Genomic DNA, 25,010 nt, shown 5'->3' with positions numbered 1-25,010 from the left:
TGTCGGAAAAATAAGCTGATGCGTCGCGTGTTCACCGCCCTGGCCGCCCTCTCCATCACGGCCTCCGTCCTGCCCGTCGCCGCCGAGGCCCAGACCTCCCAGCGTCAACGCGAGCGCGGCGGGCAACAGCAGCAGGCCTCGGGTGAAGACGCCGCGCCGTCGCGCGCGCCGCGCATCGCACCCCTGCGTCGCCGCGCCAACGCCGGCCCCTGCCCCTATGTGAAGATTCTCTACGACGCCGCCCGCTACGTCGAACTGGAAGGCGGCCGCGCCGCCGTGGCCAATGTCGGCTACACCGGCGAGATCGAAGGCATCTCTTCGGACTGCGAATATCGCGAGGCCGATCCGATTCGCGTCGATATGGACGTGCTGTTCAACCTGGGCCGCGGCCCGCAGGCGACGGGCGAGCAGCGCACCTACCGCTATTGGATTGCGGTGACCGAGCGGAACAACGCCATCCTGTCCAAGGAATATTTCGACCTGCCGGTGAACTTCGAAGGCCAGCGCACCGCCTCGGTCACCGAAAAGCGCACCATCGTCATTCCACGCGCTGGGATCGACACCAGCGGCAGCAACTTCGAAATCCTGGTCGGTTTCGACGTGACGCCGGAAATGGCTGAGTTTAATCGCTCGGGCAGCCGCTTCCGCGTCAACGCCGGCACGACGCCGGCCGCGCCCTCGCCTGCTTCCGCACCGAGCCAATAATGTCTGATCTGAAGACCGTCCTCAGCGAAGCGGTCGCCGCCGCCTTCGCCGCCGAAGGCGTGGACGCGGCCTTGGCCCGCGTTACCCCGTCGGACCGCCCCGACCTGGCCGATTTCCAGTCCAATGGCGCGCTCGCCGCCGCCAAGGCGCTGAAGGCCAATCCGCGTGAACTGGCCGGCAAGATCGCCGAGCGCCTGAGCGCGGATGCCCGCTTCGCCTCGGTCGAAGTGGCGGGACCGGGCTTCATCAATCTGAAGCTCTCCGACGCGCTGCTGGCCGAACGGGCGACCGAGGTGGCGAACGACGGAGACCATGCAGGCGCCGCGACCGTGGCCGAGCCGCGCCGGGTGGTCATCGACTACGGCGGTCCCAACGTCGCCAAGCCGATGCACGTCGGCCACCTGCGCAGCGCCATCATCGGCGAGAGCCTGAAGCGGTTGTTCCGCTTCCGCGGCGACCACGTCACCGGCGACGCCCACTTCGGCGACTGGGGCTTCCAGATGGGCCTGCTGATCGTCGCCTGCGGCGACGAGGGCCTGGCCGAAGCCTTCATGGCCGAAGGTGACGGCCCCTTCCCGGCCGAAAGCCCGGTCACCCTGGCCGATCTGGACCGCCTTTATCCGCAGGCCGCCGGCAAGGCCAAGGAGGATCCGGCCTTCCGCGATCGCGCCCGCAGGGCGACGGCGGAACTTCAGAATGGCCGTCCCGGCTATCGCGCGCTCTGGCAGCATTTCGTGGCGGTCAGCCGCGAGGCGCTGAAGCGCGAGTACGGCGACCTGTCGGTCGATTTCGACCTGTGGAACGGCGAAAGCGACGCCGATCCGCAGATGCCGGAAATGCTGGCGCACCTGAAAGAGACTGGTCTGCTGGTTGAGGACGACGGCGCCCAGGTGGTTCACGTCGCCAAGCCCGGCGAGACGCGCAAGAAAAAGCTGGCCGACGGCTCGGTGATCGAGGCCCCCTCGCCCCCGCCCCTGCTGGTCATCAGCTCGGAAGGCTCGGCCATGTACGGCACGACCGACCTGGCCACGATCCTGGACCGCAAAAAGGCTCTGTCGCCCGACCTGGCCCTCTACGTCGTCGACGAACGCCAGGCCGAGCATTTCGAACAGGTGTTCCGCGCCGCCTATCTGGCCGGTTACGCCGAACAGGGCGCGCTGGAGCATCTCGGCTTCGGCACGATGAACGGACAGGACGGCAAGCCCTTCAAGACCCGCGCGGGCGGGGTGCTGAAGCTGCGCGACCTGATCGACCAGGCGACCGAAAAGGCGCGCGAGCGCCTGCACGAGGCCAAGCTGGGCGACGACCTTTCGCCGGAAGAGTTCGAGGCCATCGCGCACAAGGTGGCCATCGCGGCCCTGAAGTTCGCCGACCTGTCGAATGCGCGCACGACCAGCTACGTCTTCGATCTCGACCGCTTCATGAGCTTCGAGGGCAAGACCGGACCGTATCTGCTGTATCAATCTGTCCGCATCAAATCCCTGCTGCGCAAGGGCGCCGAACAGGGGCTGACGTCCGGTGCCATCGTCATCGCCGAACCGGCGGAGCGCGATCTGGCCCTGACGCTGGACGCCTTCTCGACGGCCGTGTCGGACGCCTACGACAAGCGGATGCCGCATCTGGTCGCCGAACACGCCTATCGCGTGGCCCAGTCCTTCTCGAAGTTCTACGCCGCCTGCCCCGTGCTGATCGCGCCGGACGAAGCGACCAAACGCTCGCGTCTGGCCCTGTCCGCTGCGGCTCTGCGCCAGCTTGAAATCGCGTTGAATCTGCTGGGCATCGACACGCCGGAGCGGATGTAGGGTATAGACGGGGCGACATCCTCCCGGAGATCGCCCATGTCGCTCGACGCCTATATCGTTGGCCTGCCCAAGGCCGAACTGCACCTGCATATCGAGGGCTCGCTGGAGCCCGAGCTGATGTTCGAGCTGGCGCAGCGGAACGGCGTGTCCATTCCCTATGACAGCGTCGAGGCGGTGCGGGCGGCCTATGATTTCTCGAACCTGCAGGACTTTCTGGACATCTATTATGCGGGGGCCGCCGTCCTGCTGACGCGGCAGGATTTCGAGGATCTGGCCTTCGCCTATTTCCAGCGCGCGGCGGCGGATAATGTGCGCCACGCCGAGATCTTCTTCGATCCCCAGACCCATACCGACCGTGGCGTGCCGTTCGGCGTGGTGGTCGAGGGGCTGATCGCAGGCATGGACCGGGCCAAGGCGGAGCTGGGCGTGTCCAGCGGCCTGATCCTCAGCTTCCTACGCCACCTGACCGAGGAGGAAGCGTTCGCGACGCTGGAGGCGGCCAAACCCTATCTGCACCATTTCATCGGCGTGGGGCTGGATTCGTCGGAGGTCGGCCATCCGCCGTCCAAGTTCCAGTGCGTCTTCGCCGCCGCGCGTGAGCTGGGCCTGAAGCTGTGCGCCCACGCGGGCGAGGAGGGCCCGCCAGCCTATGTGCACGAGGCGCTGGACCTGCTGAACATCGACCGGATGGACCACGGCAATCGCTCCATGGAGGACGAGGCCCTGGTCCAGCGGCTGGTCGCCGAGCAGATGACCCTGACCGTCTGCCCTCTGTCGAACCTGAAACTGTGCGTGGTCGATGATCTGAAGGCCCATCCCGTGCCCGAGATGCTGCGCCGGGGCCTGCACGTCACCCTGAACTCGGACGACCCGTCCTATTTTGGGGGATATGTGAATGACAACTACAGCCGGCTGGCTGAGGCCGTCGGCCTGACACGCGATCAGGTGACGCAACTGGCGAAGAACAGCTTCGAAGGGTCTTTCCTGGGCGAGGCGGAGAAGGCGGCCTACCTGGATGAGGTGGAGGCCTACGCGGCGGGGCACTGACGCCTTTCGACTCAACTTTGTTCCTGATATGTTCCGCAGATGGAGCGGACAGGATCACCGGTGGAAGACAGCGCGAACCTCCGCTGGCTGTTCGTCGATCTGAACGCCTTCTTCGCCAGCGTCGAACAGCAGATGAACCCGGACTGGCGGGGCAAGCCGGTCATCGTTCGGCCGGCGATGAGCGAATACACCGGCGCCATCGCCGCCAGCTATGAGAGCAAGGCCTGGGGCGTTCACACCGGGATGCGGGTGTCCGAGGCGCGCAAACTGTGCCCCGACCTGATCGTCGCCGAGGCGCGCCCCGACCTTTACGTCAAAATCCATCAGCAAATCATGGCCGAGATCGACCGCCATGTGCCGGTGTGGAAGGTCGGCTCGATCGACGAATGTTCCTGCGAGTTGCTGGGTCCAGAACGGTTGGAGGCGAACGCCGTCGCCCTGGCCCGGCGGATTCAGGCGGGCATCCTGCAAAACGTCGGCGACTGTCTGCGGTCGTCCGTCGGGCTGGCGCCGTCGCGGTTCCTGGCCAAGACCGCCTGCGGCATGCAGAAGCCCGCCGGACTGACGGTGCTGCGCGCCAACGAACTGCCCGGTCCCTTGCTGGGCCTGCCGCTGTCGAAGTATCCAGGCATCGGCTCGCGCATGCAAATCCGGTTGCAGGCGGCGGGGGTCACCGACACGGCCGACCTTTGGAACATGAGCGCGAAACAGGCCCGGGCGGTCTGGAACAGCATCGAGGGCGAACGCATCTGGCGCGGCCTGCACGGTCTGGACAGCGAGCCGACCCCGGAAAAACCGCCCGCCTCGATCAGCCACAGCCACGTCCTGGCCCAGGCCATGCGGACCCCGGACAAGGCGCGAGCCGTGGCGCGGCGGCTGGTGGTCAAGTGCGGAGCCCGCCTGCGGCGCATGGGCCTGACCGGCGCCAGCCTGACCCTGCATCTCGACATGGGGCCGAAGGCGACGCCCCGAAGCGGCCGTCGCGGCTGGGAAACCGCAGCCATGAGTTGTCCCATCGCGCCGACACAGGACACCTTCGCCCTTCTGGCCGCGCTCGACAGTCTGTGGCGCAAGGTCGAGCCGGAGCTGGAGGCGGGACGTCTGAGCTATGTCGGGGTCGGGGTGCACGGCCTGAAATCCCGCGGCGCGTTCGAGACCGACCTGTTCGCTGCCGGACCGGATCAGGACGGCGAGGCCCCGTCTCTTCGTCTGTCCCAGGCGCTGGATGCGCTGAACCGCCGCTACGGCAAGGACACCGTCAGCATCGGCCCCAAGGCCGGCCTGCCCGACTACATCGGCGCCAAGATCGCCTTCACCCGCATCCCCGAGGCCGAGGATTTCTGGGAGTGAGCCACACCTAGCTCAGCAGGGACGCCCCGGCGATCTCCGCCACGCCCAAGGCCCGGAAACTGTCTTGGGCCGCCGTCTCGGTTTGCGGCGCGATGGCCCGGCTGGCGTCGGCGATCACTACGGTTTCGAACCCCTCGCGAACCGCGTCTTCGGCGGTGAAGCGGACGCAGTAGTCGAAGGCCAGACCGCACAGGAAAACGCGCGTCACGCCCAGTTCGCGAAGCAGGCCGGACAGCCCCGTCGGGGTGCGGTGATCGTTCTCGAAGAAGCCGGAATAGCTGTCGACCGCCGGATTATAGCCCTTGCGGATCACGGCCACGGCCTTGTCGACCGTCGGCGCTGCATCAGGATGAAAGTCGGCGCCGGGCGTGCCCTGAAGACAATGATCCGGCCAAAGCATCTGGCGACCGTAGGCGACCTCGATCTCAGTAAAGGGCGCCGTGCCGGGGTGGTTGGAGGCGAAGCTGATCTGGTCCGGCGTATGCCAGTCCTGGGTCACGATCACCCGGTCGAACCGAGCCGACAGCCGGTTGATCAGCGGCATGATCCCCGCGCCGCCCGCCACCGCCAGACGGCCGCCTTCACAGAAGTCGTTCTGCGGATCGATGACCAGAAGGGCGTCGCTCATCAGACGCCTGCGTAGGCGTCGATCTCGTTGGCCGAGCCGAGCGCGACGGGGATGCGCTGGTGCAGATGCTCGGGCTGCACGTCCAGAATGGCCTGGCGTCCGTCCGTCGTCGCCTTGCCGCCGGCCTGCTCGACCAGGAAGGCCATCGGATTGCCTTCGTACATCAGCCGCAGTTTGCCCGGCTTGTTCGGCTCGCGCCGGTCCCAGGGATAGAGGAAGACCCCGCCGCGCATCAGGATACGGTGAACATCCGCGACCATGGCCGCGACCCAGCGCATGTTGAAGTTCTTGGCCCGAGGCCCCTCGTCGCCTTTCAGCAGGTCGCCGACATAGGTCTGCACCGGCTCGGCCCAGTGGCGCAGGTTCGACATGTTGATGGCGAACTCCTTGGTGTCCGGCGAAATGGCGATGTCGTCATGGGTCAGGATCCAGTCGCCGTCGTTCGACAGGGTGAACCCCTTCACACCCGCGCCCGTCGTCAGCACCAGCATGGTCTGCGGCCCATAGACGGCGTAAAGGGCGGCGACCTGATTGCGGCCGGGCTGCATGAAATCAGCCTCGGTCGGCGTCGCCGTCGCGGACTTCAGCACCGAGACGATGGTGCCGACGGGCGCGTTGATGTCGATGTTGGACGAGCCGTCCAGCGGATCAAACAGCACCAGATAGTCGCCGGCCGGATTGGAGGCCGGCTGGACCTCGTCCATTTCTTCCGACGCGACGCCGGCGACGGCCGGGCTGGCCAGCAGGGCCTCGGTCAGCATGTCGTTGGTCATGACGTCGAGCTTCTTCTGCTCCTCGTCCTGCACATTGATCTGACCCGATGCGCCCAGCGCCCCGGCCAGGGCGCCGCCCGCAACGACCTTGCTGATGTCCGCGCAGGTGGCGGCGACCACGGCCAGAACCGTCTTCAGCCCCTCGGGCGCATCCAGGGCGGCGATATGGGCGTCGAGGCGTGTGCGGGTCATGCGAGCAGTCCGGTTCTGGGCGTTGCGCCGTTTTGGCGGGGGATAGGCCCCAGGGCAAGGCGGCAGGGCGAGGCGACAACGAAAACACCCCGGCCAAAGCCGGGGCGCTTCCTTATCTTTCGGCGTCTCGTTGGATCAGATCGGCAGGATCGCCGTACCGAAGGCCCGTTTCAGTTCGTGGGCGGCGAAGGTCTGGGCCGCCGCCGCATCTGGCACGACCGCCGCCATGCCGAAGAACTCATGCGTCGAGCCGTTGAAAGTCTTGTGACGCACATCGACGCCCGCCTGCTCCAGCTTCTCGGCCAGCAGTTCGCCCTCGGTGCGCAGCGGATCGATCTCGGCGCAGATCACCGTCGTCGAGGGCAGGCCCGACAGGTTCGCCTTCTCGACGATGTTGATGCGCGGGTCCTGAGAATCGGCCTCGTTGGCGAAGATGTGTTTCACGAACCACTTCATCATCGGCTTGTTCAGCGGCTTGGCGTCGGCGTTCTCGACGTACGACTCATTGTCCATGTCCACGCCGGCGACCGGATAGACCAGCACCTGATGTTTGGGCGCGGCCAGGCCGGCGTCGCGCGCCATCATTGACACGCCGATGGCCAGGTTGCCGCCTGCGCTTTCGCCCATCACCGCCACCTTCTGCGGGTCTCCGCGGAAGGTCTGCGCATTCTCCAGCACCCAGCGATAAGCGGCCAGGGCGTCGTCGTGGGCGGCGGGGAAATGATGTTCCGGGGCCTGGCGATAATGGACCGAGACCACGATCACATCGGCCATCTTGGACACGCCGCGCGGGCCGCCGTCATAGACGTCCAGATCCGCGATCACGAAGCCGCCGCCGTGGAAATAGACGACGACCGGGTGCAGCTTGTCTTCGGAATGGTCGTGCGGCTTGTAGATGCGCGCCTGGATCGGGCCGGCGGCGCCGGGGATGGTGATGTCGCTGGTTTTGACGCCCATGTCGTCGCTAGGGTCTTTGCCGTCCTTGCGCAACAGCGATTTCACCGCGTCAGTCGGGGTCGGTTGCTGGCGAGCTTCCTCGGGCGACAGGGTCTCAATCGGCTTGCCGCCGAGAGACGCCAGCTCGTCCAGCACCTTCTGCATCGGGCCGTCGGCCTTGGCGGGGGTGTCGCGCGGCTTGTCGTTGTCGCCGAACAGCTTGTCTATAATGGACATTTTGGCATTCCTGGGTTTGGTTTCGGGGTTCGGAATGACAACCCGCCGCACGCATCCTTGTTCCCGGCCCGCTTGACTTGGCGCTTGAGTCGATGCCTTAGGTCGCATGCTCTCGCGGGAGAGATCGGGCGCTGGAAACAGGGTTCGACGCCGAAGGCGCAACCGCCCCGGAAACGCTCAGGCAAACGGACCGCGAAGCATAAGGACGCTGGAAAGTCGCCCATTCGGGCGCGCCGACGGAGCAAGGCGACATGATTTGGTCGCCGGAATCTCTCAGGCTTCAGGACAGCGGGGGCGCGAGGACGGCGGAGCTCCGCCACAACACGCGACCGTGAAAGCCTGAACCATGACCGACCAGACCCTGAAGACCACGCCCCTGAACGCCGCGCACCGCGCGCTGGGGGCCCGCATGGTGGGATTCGGCGGCTATGACATGCCGGTCCAGTATGAAGGCGTTCTGGCCGAGCATCGCTGGACGCGGGAACACGCCGGTCTCTTCGATGTCTCCCATATGGGCCAGTGCAAGATCACCGGCGAGGACGCGACAGCCCAGTTCGAGCGGTTCGTGCCCGGCGACTATGCGATCCTGAAGGCCGGCAAGCAGAAGTATTCGCTGCTGCTGAACAAGGACGGCGGCGTCATCGACGACCTGATGGCCGGACGGCCGGATCACGACGGCCTGTTCGTCGTCGTCAACGCCGGCAACAAGGATGAGGACTTCGCCTTCTGGGAGGCGAACCTTGAAGGCGACGCCAAGCTGACGGTGCTGGACCGCGCGCTGATCGCCATCCAGGGGCCGGAAGCCGCCGAGGTCATGGCCGCGCACGAGCCGATCCTGGCTGAAATGGGCTTCATGGAATGCGCCCGCCTGATGCTGTTCGGCGCCGACTGCTATGTGTCTCGCTCGGGCTACACCGGCGAAGACGGCTATGAGATTTCGGTCCCGGCGGACCAGGCCGAGCGTATCTGGAACACCATTCTGGAAGACGCCCGCGTCAAGCCGATCGGCTTGGGCGCCCGCGACAGCTTGCGTCTGGAAGCCGGCCTGCCGCTGCACGGCCATGACATCGACCCGACCACCTCGCCGGTCGAAGGCGCCCTGACCTTCGCCCTGTCCAAGTCGCGCAAGGAACGCGGGGACTTCGCCGGCGCCGACCGGATCCTCAAGGAACTGTCCGACGGCCCCTCGCGCGTTCGCGTCGGCCTGATCGTCAAGGAAGGCGCCCCGGCCCGTGAAGGCGCCGAGATCGCCGACGCCGACGGCGCCGTGATCGGCAAGGTCACCTCGGGCGGCCCCTCCCCCACCTTGGGCAAGAACATCGCCATGGGCTACGTCCCGCCGGCCCATGCCACCCTGGGCACGGCGCTGAAGGTCATCGTGCGCGGCAAGACCGCCGCCGCCGAAGTCGTCGCCATGCCCTTCGTGGCTCAACGCTATTACCGCAAACCCAAAGCCTGAGAGATCAGACCATGAAGTTCACCAAGGATCACGAGTGGGTCAGCCTGGACGGCGACATCGCCACCGTCGGCATCTCCAAACACGCCGCCGACGCCCTGGGCGACGTGGTGTTCGTCGAGGTGCCTGAAGTCGGCAAGACCGTCTCCAAGGGCGACAGCTTCGCCGTGGTCGAGAGCGTCAAGGCGGCGTCGGACGTCTACGCCCCCGTCTCGGGCGAGGTGGTCGAGGCCAACGACGCCCTGTCGACCGCCCCGGAAACCGTTAACTCGGGCGCCGAGGCCGACGGCTGGTTCGCCAAGATCAAGGTTTCGGACGCCTCCCAGCTGGACGCCCTGATGGACCAGGCCGCCTACGACGCCTTCCTCTCCACTCTCTAATCTCAAACTCCGTCACCTTCGGGCTTGACCCGAGGGCCGGACAATCAACCACTCGTGCGAAGCCTTTGACGCACGAGCCGCACAACATCCGGTCCTCGGGTCAAGCCCGAGGATGACGGGTGAAGGAAACCGGCAATGCGTTACCTCCCCCTGACGCCCGACGACCGCACGGCGATGCTCGCCGCCATCGGCGCGAAATCCATCGATGATCTGTTCGTGGACGTGCCCCAGGCCGCCCGTCTGGACGGCCCCGTCGATCTGCCGCGCGTCGCAGGTGAACTGGAGGTCGAGCGCGCCCTGTCCGCCATGGCGGCCAAGAACGCCACGGCCGGCGCCATGCCCTTCTTCTGCGGCGCTGGAGCCTACAAGCACCACGTCCCCGCGACGGTGGACCACGTGATCCAGCGCTCGGAGTTCCTGACCAGCTACACCCCCTACCAGCCGGAAATCGCCCAGGGCACGCTGCAATATCTGTACGAGTTTCAGTCTCAGGTCGCGAACCTGACCGGGATGCCGGTCGCCAACGCCAGCCTCTACGACGGTTCGACCGCCATGGCGGAGGGCGTGCTGATGGCGACCCGCGTGACCCGTCGCAACAAGGCGGTGATCTCGGGCGGCGTCCACCCGCACTACGTCAAGGCGACCGAGACCGTGGTCCACGCCGTCGGCGTCGAGACCCTGGCCCTGCCCGCCGCCGTCGACGCCGAGGCCGCCGTCATCGACCAGATCGGTCCCGACACGGCCTGCGTCGTGGTTCAGACCCCCAACGTCTTCGGCACGGCGACCGACGTGACGAAAATCGCCGAGGCCGCCCACGCCGCCGGCGCCCTGCTGATCGTCGTGGTCACCGAGGCCGTGTCGATGGGCCTGCTGAAATCGCCCGGCGAGATGGGCGCCGACATCGTCGCCGCCGAAGGCCAGTCGATCGGCAACGCCCTGAACTTCGGCGGTCCCTACGTCGGCCTGTTCGCCACGCGCGAGAAGCTGATCCGCCAGATGCCCGGCCGCCTGACCGGCGAGACCGTGGATGCCGACGGCGAGCGCGGCTTCGTCCTGACCCTGTCGACCCGCGAGCAGCACATCCGCCGCGACAAGGCGACGTCGAACATCTGCACCAACTCGGGCCTGTGCACCCTGGCCTTCACCATCCACATGAGCCTTCTGGGCGAGACGGGCCTGCGCAAACTGGCCCTGCTGAACCACGAAAAGGCCGTCGCGACGCGTGACGCCCTCGCCGCCATTCCGGGTGTCGAAATCCTGACCGACCGCTTCTTCAACGAGTTCGCGGTGCGCCTGCCCAGGAACGCAGCCGAGGTCGTGGATCAGTTGGCCGCCCACCACATCCTGGCCGGCGTGCCCTACAGCCGCCTGGCCCCCGCAGCCGGCATGGATGACGTCCTGTTGGTCGCCGCGACCGAGACGACCCTGGATGCCGACATCCAGATCCTCGCCAAGTCGCTCTCCAAAGTCCTCGGCGCCTAAGGGATACTGACCATGAGCACCATGAACACCGTCGGCCGCCCGACCGCCCCGAACGCAGTCCCGACCAAGCCCGCCACCCTGACCGGCGGCCGCGGCCTGCTGCAGAACGAGGCCCTGATCTTCGAGGGCGACGGCTGGGGCAAGACCGGCGTCGACCTGCCGGAACCCAAGACGGACGGCTCCGATCTGGGCGACCTGGTCCGCAAGGATCCGATCGGCCTGCCCGGCCTGTCCGAGCCCGAAGCCATGCGCCACTATGTGCGCCTGAGCCAAAAGAACCACGCCATCGACCTGGCCATCTATCCGCTGGGCTCGTGCACGATGAAGCACAACCCGCGCCTGAACGAGAAGATGGCCCGCCTGCCCGGCTTCTCCGACATCCACCCGCTGCAGCCGATCTCGACGGTTCAGGGTGCGCTGGAGCTGATGGACACCCTGGCCCACTGGCTGAAGACCCTGACCGGCATGCCCGCCGTCGCCCTGTCGCCCAAGGCCGGCGCCCACGGCGAACTGTGCGGTCTGATGGCGATCCGCGCCGCCCACGAGGCGTCGGGCCAGCATGAGAAGCGCCGCAAGGTTCTGGTGCCCACCAGCGCCCACGGCACCAACCCGGCCACCGCCGCCTTCGTCGGCTATTCGGTGGTCGAAGTGGCCCAGACCGAGGACGGCCGCGTGGACGTCGCCGACTTGGCGTCAAAGCTGGGTGACGACGTCGCCGCCATCATGGTGACCAATCCCAACACCTGCGGCCTGTTCGAGCGCGACATCCTGGAGATCAGCCGCCTGACGCATGAGGCCGGCGCCTATTTCTACTGCGACGGCGCCAACTTCAACGCCATCGTCGGCCGGGTTCGTCCGGGCGACCTGGGCGTCGATGCGATGCACATCAACCTGCACAAGACCTTCTCGACGCCGCACGGCGGCGGCGGTCCGGGCGCGGGTCCGGTCGTGCTGTCCGAAGCCCTGGCCCCCTTCGCCCCCGCTCCGTGGGTCGTGCACGACGACGGCGGCTATCGCCTGATCGAGCGCGAGGAGGACGAGGCCGAGCAAGCCTTTGGCCGTCTGTGCGCCTTCCAGGGCCAGATGGGCATGTATACCCGCGCCCTGTCCTACATGATGTCGCACGGCGCCGACGGCCTGCGTCAGGTCGCCGAGGACGCCGTCCTGAACGCCAACTACATCAAGGCCCGGCTCGGTGATTTGATGTCGGCCGCCTTCCCCGACGGCCCCTGCATGCACGAGGCCCTGTTCGACGACGAATGGCTGAAGGGCACGGACATCACCACGCTCGACTTCGCCAAGGCGATGATTGACGAGGGCTTCCATCCGATGACCATGTATTTCCCCCTGGTCGTCCACGGCGCCATGCTGATCGAGCCGACGGAAACCGAGTCCAAGGCCGAACTGGACCGCTTCATCGAAGCGATGCGCGCCCTGGCCGAAGCGGCCAAGGCGGGCGATGTCGATCGCTTCAAGGGCGCACCCTTCCACGCGCCGCTGAAACGTCTGGACGAAACCCGCGCGGCCCGTTCGCCGGTTCTGCGCTGGACCGCGCCGGAAGGCTCCAACAAGGCGGCCTGATCCCGAAGTCGCCCCTTCCTGCGGGAAGGGGCTGACGCGGCGCTGATCCGTCGCTAGGTCATGGCCATGACCTGGACGACCAACGACATCCCCGACCTTTCCGGCCGACTGGCCATCATCACCGGCGCGACCGGCGGGCTGGGGCTGGAGACCGCCCTGGTGCTGGCCGGCAAGGGCGCCGAGGTCGTGCTGGCGGCCCGCAATCCCGCCAAGGGGGCCGAGGCCGAACGGCTGATCCGGTCTCGTCATCCGAACGCGGCCGTGCGGTTCGATCTGCTGGACCTGGCCAGCCTGGCCTCTGTCCAGGCCTTCGCCGAGCGCCATCTGGCGACGGGACGCCCCATCGACATCCTGATCGACAATGCGGGCGTCATGGCCCTGCCGACGCGCCAGACCACCGTCGACGGGTTCGAGATGCAGTTCGGGACCAACTACCTGTCCCACTTCGCCCTGGTCGGCCGCCTGCTGCCTTTGCTGATCGGGGCAAAAGCCCGCGTGGTCCAGCTGTCCAGCGTCGCCCACCGCAGCGGCCATATCCGCCTGGACGACCTGAACTATCAAAGCCACTACAGCCCGTGGCCGGTCTATCAGCAATCCAAGCTGGCCATGCTGATGTTCGCCCTGGAGCTTCAACGCCGCAGCGACACGCACGGCTGGGGCTTGACCAGCGTGGCGGCCCATCCCGGCTTCGCCCGCACCGACCTGATCGCCAACGGCCATGCCGGCAAGCCGGGCCTGTTCGCGCGCGGCGCCCGGCTGCTGGAGGCCGTGCTCAGCCATTCGGCCGCCGACGGCGCCCTGCCGATCCTGATGGCCGCGACCCTGCCGGACCCGACGCCCGGCGGCTATTACGGCCCCACCGGCTTTCAAGAGATGAAGGGCCCGCCAGGCGTCACGGTGATCAAGCGCCAGGCCAGGGACGTCGATGTGGCCAGGCGTCTGTGGTCGGAATCGGAACGTCTGACGGGCGTGGCCTACGGCTGACGGCGCGGGGCGTGTCCGTCGCGCCACGGCGCGCAGCGATCGTCCCTTCATGACCAAAGCTTCACCCGCCGGACATCCATCCGCCATGGACGCAGGGCGTTAAGGGGTCTTGTGGCAAGGTCGTCACGGTCGCCTTTTCCTTTCCCGACGAGGGATCGCGCGTCCGTGGCGACCGTTGTCATGACGATCCTCCTCCCCACCTGGCTTATTCGTGACCTCACTCCCTGTTCCCTTCATCCGCTCTGACAAGCCGCGCGCCTCCACGCTGCGCGTCGTCAAACGCTGGGCGCTGATGATCGGCGGGCTGTTCGTCGTGCTGTTGGGCATTCTGATCGCCCCCCTGCCCGGCCCGGGCGGCATTCCCGTCATCGCCGTCGGCCTGATGTTGATCCTGAAAAGCTCGTTCTGGGCCAAGCGCCAGTTCATTCGCGCCCAATATGCGCGGCCGAAATGGGTCTATCCCTTCCGTCGCCTGATGCGGAAGAAGCCCGAGTTCGCGCCCGTCTTCTGGCAACAGGCGCTGCGGGCAGAGAAGATCGTGACCAAAAGCTCCAGCCGTCGCCTCTCGCGCGGCCGTAAGAGCGTCCGGCGCTATTTCCGCAAGCTCTTCCGCTAGTCGCCGCCTGACTTCGCGGTTGCGTTGTTGCAACCGCTAACCACAGGATCGTGAACACCGGTCTCCCGAGTCGGGCGTATTCTGTCTGCGCGTTATCAGAGAACCACTTATGCGTTGGGAGGCGCTAAGGTCATGATGTCACGCGTACAAAAAGGTCTGATCGCCGGGGTTGCGGCGACCGTGGCCGTGTCACTGCTCGAAATACCCAATCTGTTCCTGAACTGGTTCGATCCCTTCCAGGGGGTCATCGCCAGCATGATCGGCATGCCCGGCAATCTGGCCGTCGGCTGGGTCGTCCATGTCATCAGCGGCGTCTTCATCCTGGGGCCGCTGTTCGCCATCCTATGCCCCCGCCTGCCGACGGACACGCCCGAGACCAAGGGCATCGTCTTCGCCGTCGGCGCCTGGATCCTCATGATGGCGGCCATTGTGATGTTCGGGAACTACCGCACCTTCACGGCGGGCGCGGGCTTCGGCACTTTCGCCTGGCTGCTGATCACCCACGCGGTCTTCGGCATCGTGCTGGGCAACGTCTACGCCCGTCTGGTGGCGCGCGACAAGCGGATGGGCGCGACCATTATCGGCGGCGCCCACGCTCACTGATCACGGCTTGCTGTCCAAAGAAAAAGGCCCCCGACGGCGATGTCGGGGGCCTTGTCATTCAGGATCACCCCTGATCAGTTCAGGCGATCGCCGATCTGGGCGATGGCGCTGTCGAGCAACGGATCCTTGGCGCCGCTGGCGAGGCGCGCGGCCAGAACCTGTTCCGCCGACTTGGCGGCCAGATCGGCAGCGGCGGCCTTCACCTCGGCCGAGGCCTGGGCTTCGGCTTGGGCGATGCGGGTTTCGGCCATCTTCTGGCGACGGGCAAGGGTCTCTTCCAACTTGGCCTTGGTCTCGACTTCCAAGCGACGGGCGTCGGCTTCGGCCTGAGCCATCATCTCGGCGGCTTGGGCTTCAGCCTCGGCCTTCTCCTTGCGGATCTGGGCCAGCAGGGCTTCGGCCTCGGCGCGCAGGCGCGCGGCCTCGTCCAGGTCGGCCTGGATCTTGACGGCCTTGGCGTCCAGCGCCTTGCCGGCCATCTTGGGCACGCCGGCGGCGACCAGGATGCCGAAGAAGATGATCAGGCCGATGCCGACCCAGATCTCCGCATTGGCGAAGCTCCAGATGCCGTGTTCGAAGATCAGGTTCATCAGGCGGCTCCCTTGACGGCGGCCAGCTCGGCGGCGGTCGCGGCCTTGCCGGTCAGACGTTCGACCATGGCGGCGGTCGTGTCGGAGGCGATGGTGGAGACATTGGCCATGGCGGCGTCGCGCGTCTTGCCTATCGAGGCTTCCGCCTCGGCGATGCGGGCGTTGACCACGGCTTCTTCGGCGGCCTGACGCGCGTTCGCTTCTTCGGTCACGCGCGCCTTGGCGGCGGCGGCCGTGGCGCGGGCGTCAGCGCGAGCCTTGGCGACTTCCGCCTGAGCTTGGGCGGCCTGGTCGGCGGCTTCAGCCTGAACCTGACGCGCGGTCGCAACGGCGGTGGAAATGGTGTCGGCCCGTTCGTCCATCACCTTGCGAAGGCGTGGCGCGAAGACCTTGGAAACCAGAACATACAGGATGACGAACAGGATCAGCAGATAGCCGATCTGGCCCGCCCAGTGCTCGAACTGGAATTGCGGCAGGCCGCCCGAGCCGTGCTCGGCGGGGGTCGCCGTCTCGGCGTGCAGGTCCGCTTCGACCGAAGGCGGGACCGCGTCGATGGTGTGGGTGCTGGCCATGAACCGTCTACTGCAGGATCAGATGAAGCGGCGCGCGGGCGAACCCCGCGCGCCGTGATCGACTGAAATCAGCCGAAGATCATCAGGATGCCGAGCACGAAGGCCAGGATGCCCAGGGCTTCGGCCAGAGCGGCGCCGACGAACAGGTTGCCGACTTGGCCGGCGGCGGCCGACGGGTTGCGCAGGGCGCCGGCAAGGAAGTTGCCGAAGATGTTGCCCACGCCCAGGGCCGAACCGATCATGCCCAGGGTGGCGAGACCAGCGCCGATGTACTTCGCGGCTTCAGCGTCCATGATTGTATTCCTAGATTAAAGTCGTTGGTGGTTGGGGTGAAGAGACTGGTCCGGCCCTTTAGTGGGCGTGGTCCAGGTTGACCACATCGTTCAGATAGATGCAGGCCAGAACGGCGAAGACGAAAGCCTGGAGGAAGGCCACCAGGAACTCCAGAGCGGTCAGGGCGACGACCATGCCCAGCGACAGGGCCGCGACCGGGAAGGCCAGCAGACCGATGCCGCCGCCCAGGCCCAGAAGGCCCAGCGACACGACGAAGCCGGCGAAGATCTTCAGCGCGACGTGACCGCCCAGCATGTTGCCGAACAGACGCAGCGCCAGGGTGACCGGACGAAGCAGGAAGGACACGAACTCGATCAGGCCGACCACCGGGCGCAGCGCCAGCGGCGCACCCATCGGCCAGAACAGCTTGAAGAAGCCCAGACCGTTCTTGGCGAAGCCGACGACCAGCACCAGACCGAAGGTGATCAGGGCGAAGGTCGCCGTGATGGCCAGCTGCGAGGTCGCCGTGAAGGTCAGGAACAGACCCAGAATGTTCATGCCCAGGATCAGGATGAACAGGGTGAAGATGAACGGGAAATACTTGCGGCCTTCGTGACCGATGATGGAATCGGCCAGATTGTCGATCAGGCCGAACAGGCCCTCGCCGGCGGCTTGCAGCCGGCCGGGCACGACCTGGGCGTTCGCGGTCACGGCGGCCAGGAAGCCGACGATCAGCACGAAGGCGACCGTCATGGCGATGTGCGAGTTGGTGATCGCCAGATCGACCGTCCCCAGCACAGGCAGGGTGACGTCGCCAAGGTCGACGACCTTCTGAATCGCAAACTGATGAATCGGATCGGCCATGAAGCCCTATCGTTCCCCGTCTTCGTCGGCCTCGACGTAGGGCTCGGCCGGAGCCGTCGTCCCTTGCGCCTTGGCCTGCGCCATCAGCCGGTTGGCTGTGCGACGCGCCATGTAAATCGACAAGGCGAAGCCCAGAAGGACCCCGCCGATCAAACCCCACGGACGGGTCCCGAGGGCCCAGTCTGCGATCGCTCCGAACGCCAGTCCCACGAAGACGCCGCCGAGAAGTTCGGCGATGATCTTGTAGGCCTGACCCGACACCTGATGGCCGGTCAGTTCGGCGGATTTCTCCGCCGTGGTCCGCGCCTCCAATGCGGATGCGCTGTCTTGGAGGCGTTTGATCGCCTCTTCGCGCGATTCCGACATGGGGGATAGGACCTGTGCGTTCGGCGTCCAGACAGTGCGTCCGGACGGGTCTGAATTCGGCGCGGAAACTAATCGTGAGCGGCCTACAGGTCAAGGCGTCGTGATCATGCGCTAAAGCATTGTAGAATATCGGCTTTCCATTCACGCCCGCCCGCCGTGACGATGCGCCGCTGCTGCGGGCGACAGAATCCGTCGCATCCGCCCTTCGGCTCCGATGGCGGTCAGCGCCGCAAACGACTAGGTTCGCCGCCATGAATGCGCATGTTCCCGTCCCCAATGCTCCGCTTCGCCCGCTTTCGGTGCGGTTGGCCACCCCGCGGGGCTTTTGCGCCGGGGTCGATCGCGCGATTCAGATCGTCGAGCGCGCGATCGAAAAGTTCGGCGCCCCCGTCTATGTGCGCCACGAGATCGTCCACAACAAACATGTGGTCGAGCGGCTGAAGGCCATGGGGGCGGTCTTCGTCAAGGAACTGGACGAATGCCCCGACGACCGGCCGGTCGTCTTCTCGGCCCACGGGGTGCCCAAGTCCGTGCCGGCGACGGCGCGGGCGCGCGAACTGGTCTTCCTGGACGCGACCTGCCCCCTGGTGTCCAAGGTCCACGTCGAGGCCGAGCGCCATCACGCGGCCGGCCGGCACATCATCCTGATCGGCCACGCAGGCCACCCCGAGGTCGTCGGCACCCTGGGCCAGCTGCCGCCCGGCGCCATCACCCTGGTCGAGACCGAGGCCGACGCCGAATCGTTCGAACGCCCCGGCGACGCGCCCCTCGCCTACGCCACCCAGACCACCCTGTCGGTGGACGACACGGCGGGCATCCTGAAGGTGCTGAAGCGCCGCTTCCCCGAACTGCCCGATCCGCACAAGGAAGACATCTGTTACGCCACGACCAATCGCCAGGACGCCGTCAAGGCGCTGGGCGAAGGCTGCGACCTCGTGCTGGTCGTCGGATCCAAGAACTCGTCCAATTCGGTGCGCCTCGTCGAGGTCGCGATGCGCGCCGGCGCCCCAGCCGCCTATCTGGTGGACGATGCGTCCCAGGTGGACTGGTCCTGGTTTAACGGCGTGAACACCGTCGGCGTCACCGCCGGCGCCTCGGCGCCCGAGCCGCTGATCGAGGCCCTGGTCCACGCCATCCGGGCGCGCTTCGACGCCACGGTGACCGAAGACGACGGCGCGCGCGAAACGGTCACCTTCAAACTGCCGCGCCTGCTGACGGCCTAGGCGACCGCCTTCAACGGCAGGACGACGCGGAAGGTGCTGCCGGCGCCGGGCGCTGTGACGATGTCGATCTTGCCGCCCATCAGGGCCGCGAGACCGTGCGCCGCCGTCAATCCCAGTCCCAGCCCCTCGGCCGTGCGCGTCGCGCTTTCATCGCCCTGGGTAAAGGCCTCGAACAAGCGCGCCGCTGCCGCCGGCTCCATGCCCGGCCCCGTATCCTCGACCTCCAACGCCAGGCCCGCGCCCGCGCCCGCGACGGCGCGCAGCATCACGCCGCCGGTTCGCGTGAACCGCACCGCATTGTCCGTCAGCGCCGCCATCAGCTTTTCGATGTGCACCGGATCGCCCAGCCACTCGCCTTCGGCCGCCTCGACCTTGACCTTCAGTCCCTTGACCTCGGCCGCGCTGCGAAAATCGTTAGCGACGCGCTGCAGGAGGTTGTCGGGCCGGAAGGGTCGGGTTTCCAGCGTCACCGCCCCGTCGCGAAGCCGCACGACATCGAGCAGTTCCTCGACCAGCCGCAGCTGCTGACGCCCCGACGCCTTCAGGATTTCGAGCCGCTCGCGCTGTTGCGGGGTCACCAGATCGGCCCCGATGATCTCGGCCATGCCCAGAACGCCGTTCAGGGGCGTACGCAGTTCGTGACTGACGTTGGACAGGAACCGCGTCTTGGCCCGGTTGGCCGCCTCGGCCCGCTCCAGCGCCGCCGACAGGGCCACTTCCGACGCCCTCAGACGCCGCACATCCTTGGTCGTTGTCCATAGCAACGACCCCGTGCCGATCAACAGGACCACGAACAGCAGCAGCAGCAGCGGCCCGGCTTTGGTCAGGATCTGATAGCCCGGCTGCTCCGGCGCCCAGACCACACGGCCTAACAAAACGCCGCCAGCATCGCGGACATCGACGCCGATCATACCCTCGGGCGGCTCTGCATCGCCGGGCTGGAAGTGAATCCGGTCCAGCGCCAGCCGCGTTTGCAAGAGATTGAGCTCGCCGTTGAACGGTTTGAACGACGCCACCACCGGATCTGACGCCGGCGTCGATCCGCCCGCCGTATGCCGCACCACGGTGGAAGCCCCCAAGACATAGACGCTGTCGCCGACGCGCACGAACGCCGCCTTCAGTCGCACGCCAGCATCAGCGGTGACCGTTCGGTCGCGGCCTGCGGCATCGGCCCGGAGCGCGTCGATCAACGGCCGGGCGGCTTGACCGAAGGGCTCGCCAACCTGCGCCTCGACCGGTCGACCGAGGGTGCTGATGCGAAACAGCCGCCCCGTGCCGTCGTAGCCCAGGGTGAACTGATGTTTGTGTTGCGCGGCGTAAAAGGCGCCGAAGTTGCGATCATACCAGCCCACGTCAGCCGACGTCATCCGATCCACGGCCTCGTCCCAGATGGAGGCGGTGGTCAGGTTCTCACCAATGGTTTCCAGCGCCCGCGTCAGGCGCAGCTTCACCAGATCCTCTTCCTTGCGCGCCTGGTGCGCATCGATTCCGCGACTGACGATGGCCAGAACCCCGGCCATGCCGATGACGGACGAGAGCATCAGGATCAACGCGATCCTGAACGTGCTCCACGCCTGCCAACCCGTAATCGCTGTCACGCCACTCATATGGTCTGGCTTAAGGTGCGCAGACTAAGACGTCGTGAACATCATCCAGGTCCGCCGCGTTCGCCGACGAAATCCTGGGCGAACTCGGGCGCCTCGTCGTCCAACGGCAGAGTGCCGTCCTCGTCGTCCGCCTCGGAGGCGCGGCTGGGATCCGGCACCTCGAAGCCGACCGGCAGCGACAGGTCCAGCAGGCCCGCCGCCTTCATCTCCTGCACGCCCGGTAGATCGTACAGGGTCGCCAGGCCGAAATGCTCCAGAAACCGGTCGGTGGTCGCATAGGTGACGGGCCGCCCCGGCGTGCGCCTGCGTCCGCGCAGCCGCACGAACCCCATCTCCAGCAGCAGGTCCAGCGTGCCCTTCGAGATGCTGACGCCGCGCACGCTCTCGATCTCAGCGCGGGTGACGGGCTGGTGATAGGCGATGATGGCCAGGGTTTCCAAGGCGGCCTTGGACAGCCGGCGCGGCTCCTCGCGCTCCTGCGTCATCATGAAGGCCAGGTCCGGCGCGGTGCGGAAGCGCCAGCGGTCGGCGACGCACTCCAGCTCGACCCCCCGCCCCTCATAGCGGGCGCGCAGACCCGATATGGCGCGGGCGACGTTGCAGTTCTCGGGCAGGCGCGCGGCGATCTCGGCCGCCGTCAGCGGCCCGGCGGCGGCGAACAGCAGGGCCTCGACCCGCCGTTCGATTTCGGCCTCGTCGGGCTGGAACGAAAGGTCGCTCACGGCGTCAGCTCCAGCGGCTGGCCCGGTCCCCGGCGTTTCAGATACAAGTCCGCGAACGCCTCGCTTTGCCGAATGTCCATCGCCCCCTCCTTTACCAGCTCCAGACTGGCCGACAGGGTCGAGGCCGTAAAGCTGGCCTGGCTGGGCCCATCCTCGTCCTCACGATGGGGCGCGACCTGTTCCAGCGGCGTCCAGTCGGCCAACTTCGGCATGATCTCGCGCAGCCAGTCGCGGGCCGCTTCCAATGGAAAGGCTTCGACCCGCTGGCCGGGGGCATAGCGCCGGGCCTCCTCACGCCGGCGCTGCACCACATAGGCGCTCATCAGCTCGTACAGGCTGGCGTCGATACGATCCGACGGCACGATCACCGTCGCCTCGGGATCGCCGCGTGTGAAGACGTCGCGCTTAAGCTGGGGCCGTGCCATCAGCTGTTCGGCGGCCTTTCGCATCGCCTCCAGCTTCTGCAGCCGGAACGCGAGGGCGGCGGCCATTTCCTCAGCCGGCGGCTCTTCGGCCTTGCCCTTGTCGGTGCGCGGCAACAGCAGACGCGACTTCAGATAGGCCAGCCACGACGCCATCACGAGGTAGTCCGCCGCCAGGGCGAAGTTGCGCCTGCGCGCCTCGTGCACGAAGGCCAGATACTGTTCCGCCAGCTGGGTGATCGACAGCTTCAGCAGATCGACCTTCTGGTTTCGCGCCAGGGCCAGCAGGACGTGCAGCGGTCCCTCATAGCCTTCCAGATCGACGACGAAGGCCTCGCGCTCCTCGACCTCCTCGGCGTTGAAATCCAGGTTCGGCTGAAATGCTTCAGCCATTTCCTAGGCCTACCGCGCTTCGCGCTACTTGAGGCCGAGTCGTGCCGATCACGCCTGCGCCTCTCCCACGTCCGGCCCTTTGGCGACGTCCAGCCGACCGCCGATGGCCTGAAAGAAGCGCTCGTGCCCCGCGACGGGATCGAGCGGTTCGGGTGCGCGCACGATCCGCGCCATCGCCGCCTCGGCCCGCGCTTTGGCCTTGCTCTTCAGCCGGCCGGTCGCCTCGGCCACCGCCTGCATCTCGGCCATGTCGCCGTTGCAATGCAGCACCACGTCGCAGCCGGCCTTCAGCGACCGATGCGCCCTCTCGCCCAGCGATCCGCTCAGCGCCTGCATCGACAGGTCGTCGGTCATGACCAGGCCGGAAAAGCCCAGATGCTCGCGCATCATCTTCACGGCCTTTTTGGACTGGGTCGCCGGCCGCTTCTTGTCCACCGCAGTGAAAACGATGTGCGCCGTCATCGCCAGCGGCATGTCCGACATCGCCTTGAACGGCGCAAAGTCCCAGCCGTCCAGCGTCTCGAAATCGGCATGGACCGTCGGCAGGTCCTTGTGGCTGTCGGCGAAGGCCCGGCCGTGGCCCGGCATATGTTTGATGCAGGGCAGCACCCCCGCCCGCCAGCAGCCCTTCCGCCGCCGCCCGGCCCAGCAGGGCGACCGTCGCCGGATCCTGACCATAGGCGCGGTCGCCGACGATGTCGTGGGCGCCGGACACCGGCACGTCCAGCACCGGCAGCAGATCGACGTTGATCCCCACGTCCTTCAGGTCATGCGCCATAAGCCGCGCGCCCAGACGCGCGAGTTCTCGCGCACCCATCGGGTCGTTCGTCGCCTGCAGATAGGCGGCGCCCGGCGGATATTTGGGCCAATGCGGCGGCCCCATCCGCTGGACCCGGCCGCCTTCCTGATCGACCAGGATCGGCGCCTCGCGATCGCCGATGGACGCCCGCAGCTCGTCGGTCAGGGCACGCACCTGTTCCGGCGTGTCGATGTTGCGCCGGAACAGGATGAAGCCCCAGGGTCGGACCTCGGCGAAGAAGGCCTTTTCGTCCTCCGTCAGCCGATGTCCCAGGCAGCCATAGATGGCGGCGGACGTCACCGGACGATGCAGTCCCGGCCCGCCGCCTTCAGCGCGTTGCAGAAGGCGACCGCCCGTTCGCGCGACAGACCCGAGAAGGCCGTGCGGTACAGGGTCGATCCGCTGGAGGAGGTCACTTCGGTCACCCGCTTTTCAGCGCCGGAAACATACGAACCGAACCGGGCGGCGACGGCGGCGTATTCGCGGTCCGCGATCTCGGTCGAGGAGAAGGCGCCGATCTGCACCGAGGCCGATCCGCCGGTCGCGGCCGGAGCCTTGGTCGCCGGCGCAGCGACGGGCGCAGTCGGAGTCGTCGGACGCGGCGTCGGCGCGGCCGGCGTCGCCGTCTTGGCGGGCGGCAGGCCCTGTCCGGTCGGTGCGGCGGTCGGCGGCGCGGCTGGACGCGGCTGGGGCGCCTCGGGCGGCGGGGTGAAGGTCACGGGCGCATCGGTCGTCTCGGTCTCGTCGCGATAGACGCGCACGCCCTCGGCCGGATCGATCGGCTGGGCGTCGATAGGCGCGGCGGTCTTCATCTCGCCGACCGGCTGACCCACGGCCGGCGGCGCGTCGGTCGAGGCGCGCAGCCCTGAGCGTCCGTAAAGCCAGGCGACGGCGACTGCGATCAAGATCAAAACGACGACGCTGATGATCAATGTAACGGGCGGCGCCTTGCCCCCGCCCGCGCCGACATTGCGGCCGCTGCGCGGATCGTAGCTGTTGCGGCGGAACGGCAGGTCGTCGTCGGTCGGCGGCGTATAGGCGCCCCGGCCGGGTTTGTTGTCGTCTTCAAAGGACATGGTCGCGCTCCGCCGTCTGTCGGCGCGAATCGGCGCGCCGAACGATCACTCTACGCCCCCGCGTGCATCTTTCGAATCACAGATCGAGGGCGAGGTCGAGGCTGAACAGCTTCTGGTGCACTTCTATGGCGTAACGGTCGGTCATCCCGGCGATGTAGTCGCATACGGCCCGCGCCCGCTGCGTCTTGTCCGGTGTCATCGCTGGCTCGCCCCACTCCGGCGGCATCACCTCCGGCTCGGCCATGAACAGTTCGAACAGTTGCGACAGCACGCGCCGCGCCTGGCTGCGGGTGCGGTTGACCCGGTAGTGGCGATACATCCGCTCGAACAGGAACTTCCTCAGCACCGCCAGGTCGACGTGCATGGCGTGCGAGAAATCCACCATCGTGCGCCTGGCCATCCGCACGTCCTCGGTCGTGACGATCCGGTCTTCCTCCAGCCGCCGCCCCGTCTCGGCCAGCACGTCCTCGACCATGACGCCGATCATCCGCCGCACCGCCTCGATCCGCAGCATCCGGTCGTCGATGGCGGGATATTCGCTGCGCACCTCGGCCAACATGGGGCCGATCAGCGGCACCTGATCCAGATCGCGCAGGGTGATCAGACCCGCCTGCACCCCGTCGTCCACGTCGTGGTTGTTGTAGGCGATGTCGTCGGCGATGGCGGCGCACTGGGCCTCCAGCGACGCGAACGTCCCCAGCCGCAGGTCCCACCCCGCCTCGCCGCCGGCCGCATAGGGGCGCACCACCGACCAGGCCGGCTCGTCCAGGCGGTGCGACACCGGGCCGTTGTGCTTGATGACGCCCTCGACCGTCTCCCAGCTCAGGTTCAGCCCGTCGAACTGCGGATAGCGGTTCTCCAGCTCGGTCACGACGCGGAAGCTCTGGACGTTGTGATCGAACCCGCCGTGATCGCGCATTTGCACCACCAATTCGTCCTCGCCGGCATGGGCGAAGGGCGGATGGCCCAAGTCGTGGGCCAGGGCGATGGTTTCCGCCAGATCGTCGTCCAGCCTCAGCGCATGGGCCAGCGACCGTGCGATCTGCGCCACCTCCAGCGAATGGGTCAGGCGGGTGCGGTAGTGATCGCCCTCATGCGCCACGAAGACCTGGGTCTTCTCCTTCAGCCGCCGGAACGCCGTCGCATGGATGATGCGGTCACGGTCCCGCGCAAAGGCGGTGCGCGTGCGGCTGGCGGGCTCGAAAACGCGGCGGCCCCGGGTCAGGTCGGCGCGCTCGGCGTAGGAAGCGAGGTCTGTGTGGCTCAAGTCATCAACTTTGAGGCTGCTTTGATGCGGGGGCCTTTGCGAACGGCCCTGCCCGCCTCATATA

General features: G+C 67.0%; 25 protein-coding genes, 1 pseudogene and 2 riboswitches. Of the genes and pseudogenes, 12 read left to right on the top strand and 14 right to left on the bottom strand.

From position 1 onward, the window contains the following. Positions 1 to 18 precede the first annotated feature (18 nt). The 4 genes from DT343_RS02025 to DT343_RS02010 are packed head-to-tail and all read left to right on the top strand — an operon-like array spanning position 19 to position 4,904. The gene (locus DT343_RS02025; protein WP_112861558.1) at positions 19 to 705 is read left to right on the top strand and encodes a Tat pathway signal sequence domain protein; all 687 of its coding nucleotides are present in this window, start codon (positions 19 to 21) and stop codon (positions 703 to 705) included. After that, the gene (argS, locus tag DT343_RS02020; protein ID WP_112861557.1) at positions 705 to 2,507 is read left to right on the top strand and encodes an arginine--tRNA ligase; all 1,803 of its coding nucleotides are present in this window, start codon (positions 705 to 707) and stop codon (positions 2,505 to 2,507) included. Before DT343_RS02025 ends, argS begins: the two co-directional genes overlap by 1 nt. 36 nt (positions 2,508 to 2,543) lie before the next feature. Beyond that, the gene (locus DT343_RS02015; RefSeq protein WP_112861556.1) at positions 2,544 to 3,554 is read left to right on the top strand and encodes an adenosine deaminase; all 1,011 of its coding nucleotides are present in this window, start codon (positions 2,544 to 2,546) and stop codon (positions 3,552 to 3,554) included. A 60-nt stretch (positions 3,555 to 3,614) separates the two neighbouring features. Beyond that, on the top strand, positions 3,615 to 4,904 hold the full coding sequence (locus DT343_RS02010; RefSeq protein ID WP_258522477.1) for a DinB/UmuC family translesion DNA polymerase: 1,290 nt from the start codon (positions 3,615 to 3,617) through the stop codon (positions 4,902 to 4,904). A 7-nt stretch (positions 4,905 to 4,911) separates the two neighbouring features. On the opposite strand, the gene pncA is transcribed toward DT343_RS02010, so the two are convergent. The 3 genes from pncA to DT343_RS01995 form a co-directional block, all read right to left on the bottom strand. Further along, positions 4,912 to 5,532: a bifunctional nicotinamidase/pyrazinamidase gene (gene pncA / locus DT343_RS02005; RefSeq protein WP_112861554.1), complete on the bottom strand. Its 621-nt coding sequence runs from the start codon at positions 5,530 to 5,532 to the stop codon at positions 4,912 to 4,914. Then, the gene (locus DT343_RS02000) at positions 5,532 to 6,497 is read right to left on the bottom strand and encodes a class 1 fructose-bisphosphatase (RefSeq protein ID WP_112861553.1); all 966 of its coding nucleotides are present in this window, start codon (positions 6,495 to 6,497) and stop codon (positions 5,532 to 5,534) included. The genes pncA and DT343_RS02000 overlap by 1 nt, the downstream gene beginning before the upstream one ends. A 135-nt stretch (positions 6,498 to 6,632) precedes the next feature. Continuing rightward, the gene (locus DT343_RS01995) at positions 6,633 to 7,670 is read right to left on the bottom strand and encodes an alpha/beta hydrolase (RefSeq protein ID WP_112861552.1); all 1,038 of its coding nucleotides are present in this window, start codon (positions 7,668 to 7,670) and stop codon (positions 6,633 to 6,635) included. 105 nt (positions 7,671 to 7,775) lie between these two features. After that, positions 7,776 to 7,873, top strand: a riboswitch (glycine riboswitch). Between the two features lie 3 nt (positions 7,874 to 7,876). Then, positions 7,877 to 7,961: riboswitch (glycine riboswitch) on the top strand. Positions 7,962 to 8,016: 55 nt separating this feature from the next. Here DT343_RS01995 and gcvT point away from each other — a divergent pair. The 7 genes from gcvT to DT343_RS01960 all read left to right on the top strand — a co-directional run bounded on the left by gcvT (position 8,017) and on the right by DT343_RS01960 (position 14,772). Beyond that, positions 8,017 to 9,129, top strand: a complete 1,113-nt coding sequence (gcvT, locus tag DT343_RS01990) for a glycine cleavage system aminomethyltransferase GcvT (RefSeq protein WP_112861551.1) — start codon at positions 8,017 to 8,019, stop codon at positions 9,127 to 9,129. Positions 9,130 to 9,140: 11 nt separating this feature from the next. Further along, positions 9,141 to 9,506, top strand: a complete 366-nt coding sequence (gene gcvH / locus DT343_RS01985) for a glycine cleavage system protein GcvH (RefSeq protein ID WP_112861550.1) — start codon at positions 9,141 to 9,143, stop codon at positions 9,504 to 9,506. Positions 9,507 to 9,641: 135 nt separating this feature from the next. After that, entirely contained in the window at positions 9,642 to 10,988 is a 1,347-nt protein-coding gene (gcvPA, locus tag DT343_RS01980; protein WP_112861549.1) for an aminomethyl-transferring glycine dehydrogenase subunit GcvPA, read from the top strand. Between the two features lie 12 nt (positions 10,989 to 11,000). Next, positions 11,001 to 12,569, top strand: a complete 1,569-nt coding sequence (gcvPB, locus tag DT343_RS01975) for an aminomethyl-transferring glycine dehydrogenase subunit GcvPB (RefSeq protein ID WP_112861548.1) — start codon at positions 11,001 to 11,003, stop codon at positions 12,567 to 12,569. Positions 12,570 to 12,635: 66 nt separating this feature from the next. Further along, a complete protein-coding gene (locus tag DT343_RS01970; RefSeq protein ID WP_181669103.1) occupies positions 12,636 to 13,553 on the top strand; it encodes an SDR family oxidoreductase in 918 nt (305 codons plus the stop codon). 211 nt (positions 13,554 to 13,764) lie between these two features. Further along, positions 13,765 to 14,169 carry a PGPGW domain-containing protein gene (locus DT343_RS01965; protein WP_112861546.1) on the top strand — a complete coding sequence of 135 codons (405 nt, stop codon included), beginning with the start codon at positions 13,765 to 13,767 and terminating at the stop codon, positions 14,167 to 14,169. Positions 14,170 to 14,301: 132 nt separating this feature from the next. Further along, on the top strand, positions 14,302 to 14,772 hold the full coding sequence (locus DT343_RS01960) for a DUF6789 family protein (protein ID WP_112861545.1): 471 nt from the start codon (positions 14,302 to 14,304) through the stop codon (positions 14,770 to 14,772). Between the two features lie 74 nt (positions 14,773 to 14,846). Here the strand turns inward: DT343_RS01960 and DT343_RS01955 are convergent, their stop codons facing one another. From DT343_RS01955 to DT343_RS01935, 5 genes are all read right to left on the bottom strand, one after another. Continuing rightward, a complete protein-coding gene (locus tag DT343_RS01955; protein ID WP_112861544.1) occupies positions 14,847 to 15,362 on the bottom strand; it encodes a F0F1 ATP synthase subunit B in 516 nt (171 codons plus the stop codon). After that, positions 15,362 to 15,934 (bottom strand): F0F1 ATP synthase subunit B family protein, encoded by a 573-nt coding sequence (locus DT343_RS01950; protein WP_112861543.1) that lies wholly within the window; start codon positions 15,932 to 15,934, stop codon positions 15,362 to 15,364. The genes DT343_RS01955 and DT343_RS01950 overlap by 1 nt, the downstream gene beginning before the upstream one ends. A gap of 68 nt (positions 15,935 to 16,002) precedes the next feature. Then, the gene (locus DT343_RS01945) at positions 16,003 to 16,227 is read right to left on the bottom strand and encodes a F0F1 ATP synthase subunit C (protein ID WP_017505298.1); all 225 of its coding nucleotides are present in this window, start codon (positions 16,225 to 16,227) and stop codon (positions 16,003 to 16,005) included. 58 nt (positions 16,228 to 16,285) lie between these two features. After that, positions 16,286 to 17,071 carry a F0F1 ATP synthase subunit A gene (locus tag DT343_RS01940; protein ID WP_017505297.1) on the bottom strand — a complete coding sequence of 262 codons (786 nt, stop codon included), beginning with the start codon at positions 17,069 to 17,071 and terminating at the stop codon, positions 16,286 to 16,288. A 6-nt stretch (positions 17,072 to 17,077) separates the two neighbouring features. Next, the gene (locus DT343_RS01935; protein ID WP_017505296.1) at positions 17,078 to 17,437 is read right to left on the bottom strand and encodes an AtpZ/AtpI family protein; all 360 of its coding nucleotides are present in this window, start codon (positions 17,435 to 17,437) and stop codon (positions 17,078 to 17,080) included. A 251-nt stretch (positions 17,438 to 17,688) separates the two neighbouring features. Here DT343_RS01935 and ispH point away from each other — a divergent pair, with 251 nt between their 5' ends. Then, entirely contained in the window at positions 17,689 to 18,660 is a 972-nt protein-coding gene (gene ispH, locus DT343_RS01930) for a 4-hydroxy-3-methylbut-2-enyl diphosphate reductase (RefSeq protein ID WP_112861542.1), read from the top strand. Here ispH and DT343_RS01925 read toward each other — a convergent pair. The 6 genes and pseudogenes from DT343_RS01925 to DT343_RS01900 all read right to left on the bottom strand — a co-directional run bounded on the left by DT343_RS01925 (position 18,657) and on the right by DT343_RS01900 (position 24,946). Next, the gene (locus tag DT343_RS01925; protein WP_258522537.1) at positions 18,657 to 20,201 is read right to left on the bottom strand and encodes a sensor histidine kinase; all 1,545 of its coding nucleotides are present in this window, start codon (positions 20,199 to 20,201) and stop codon (positions 18,657 to 18,659) included. The two genes, ispH and DT343_RS01925, sit on opposite strands and share 4 nt — an antisense overlap. 107 nt (positions 20,202 to 20,308) lie before the next feature. Next, positions 20,309 to 20,989, bottom strand: coding sequence for an SMC-Scp complex subunit ScpB (gene scpB / locus DT343_RS01920; protein WP_055804017.1), 681 nt, complete (start codon positions 20,987 to 20,989; stop codon positions 20,309 to 20,311). Next, on the bottom strand, positions 20,986 to 21,804 hold the full coding sequence (locus DT343_RS01915) for a segregation and condensation protein A (RefSeq protein ID WP_112861540.1): 819 nt from the start codon (positions 21,802 to 21,804) through the stop codon (positions 20,986 to 20,988). The genes scpB and DT343_RS01915 overlap by 4 nt, the downstream gene beginning before the upstream one ends. Positions 21,805 to 21,852: 48 nt before the next feature. Further along, positions 21,853 to 22,903, bottom strand: a pseudogene (nagZ, locus tag DT343_RS01910) (beta-N-acetylhexosaminidase). Next, entirely contained in the window at positions 22,900 to 23,679 is a 780-nt protein-coding gene (locus tag DT343_RS01905) for an SPOR domain-containing protein (RefSeq protein WP_112861539.1), read from the bottom strand. Before DT343_RS01905 ends, nagZ begins: the two are co-directional and overlap by 4 nt. A 76-nt stretch (positions 23,680 to 23,755) precedes the next feature. After that, positions 23,756 to 24,946 carry a deoxyguanosinetriphosphate triphosphohydrolase gene (locus DT343_RS01900; protein ID WP_112861538.1) on the bottom strand — a complete coding sequence of 397 codons (1,191 nt, stop codon included), beginning with the start codon at positions 24,944 to 24,946 and terminating at the stop codon, positions 23,756 to 23,758. Between the last annotated feature and the right edge of the window lie 64 nt (positions 24,947 to 25,010).

The sequence above is a fragment of the Brevundimonas vesicularis genome, assembly GCF_900445985.1.
Lineage (GTDB): Bacteria > Pseudomonadota > Alphaproteobacteria > Caulobacterales > Caulobacteraceae > Brevundimonas > Brevundimonas vesicularis_D.
The sequence above is the reverse complement of the archived record's forward strand: the minus strand, read 5'-3'. Positions and strand labels throughout refer to the sequence as shown.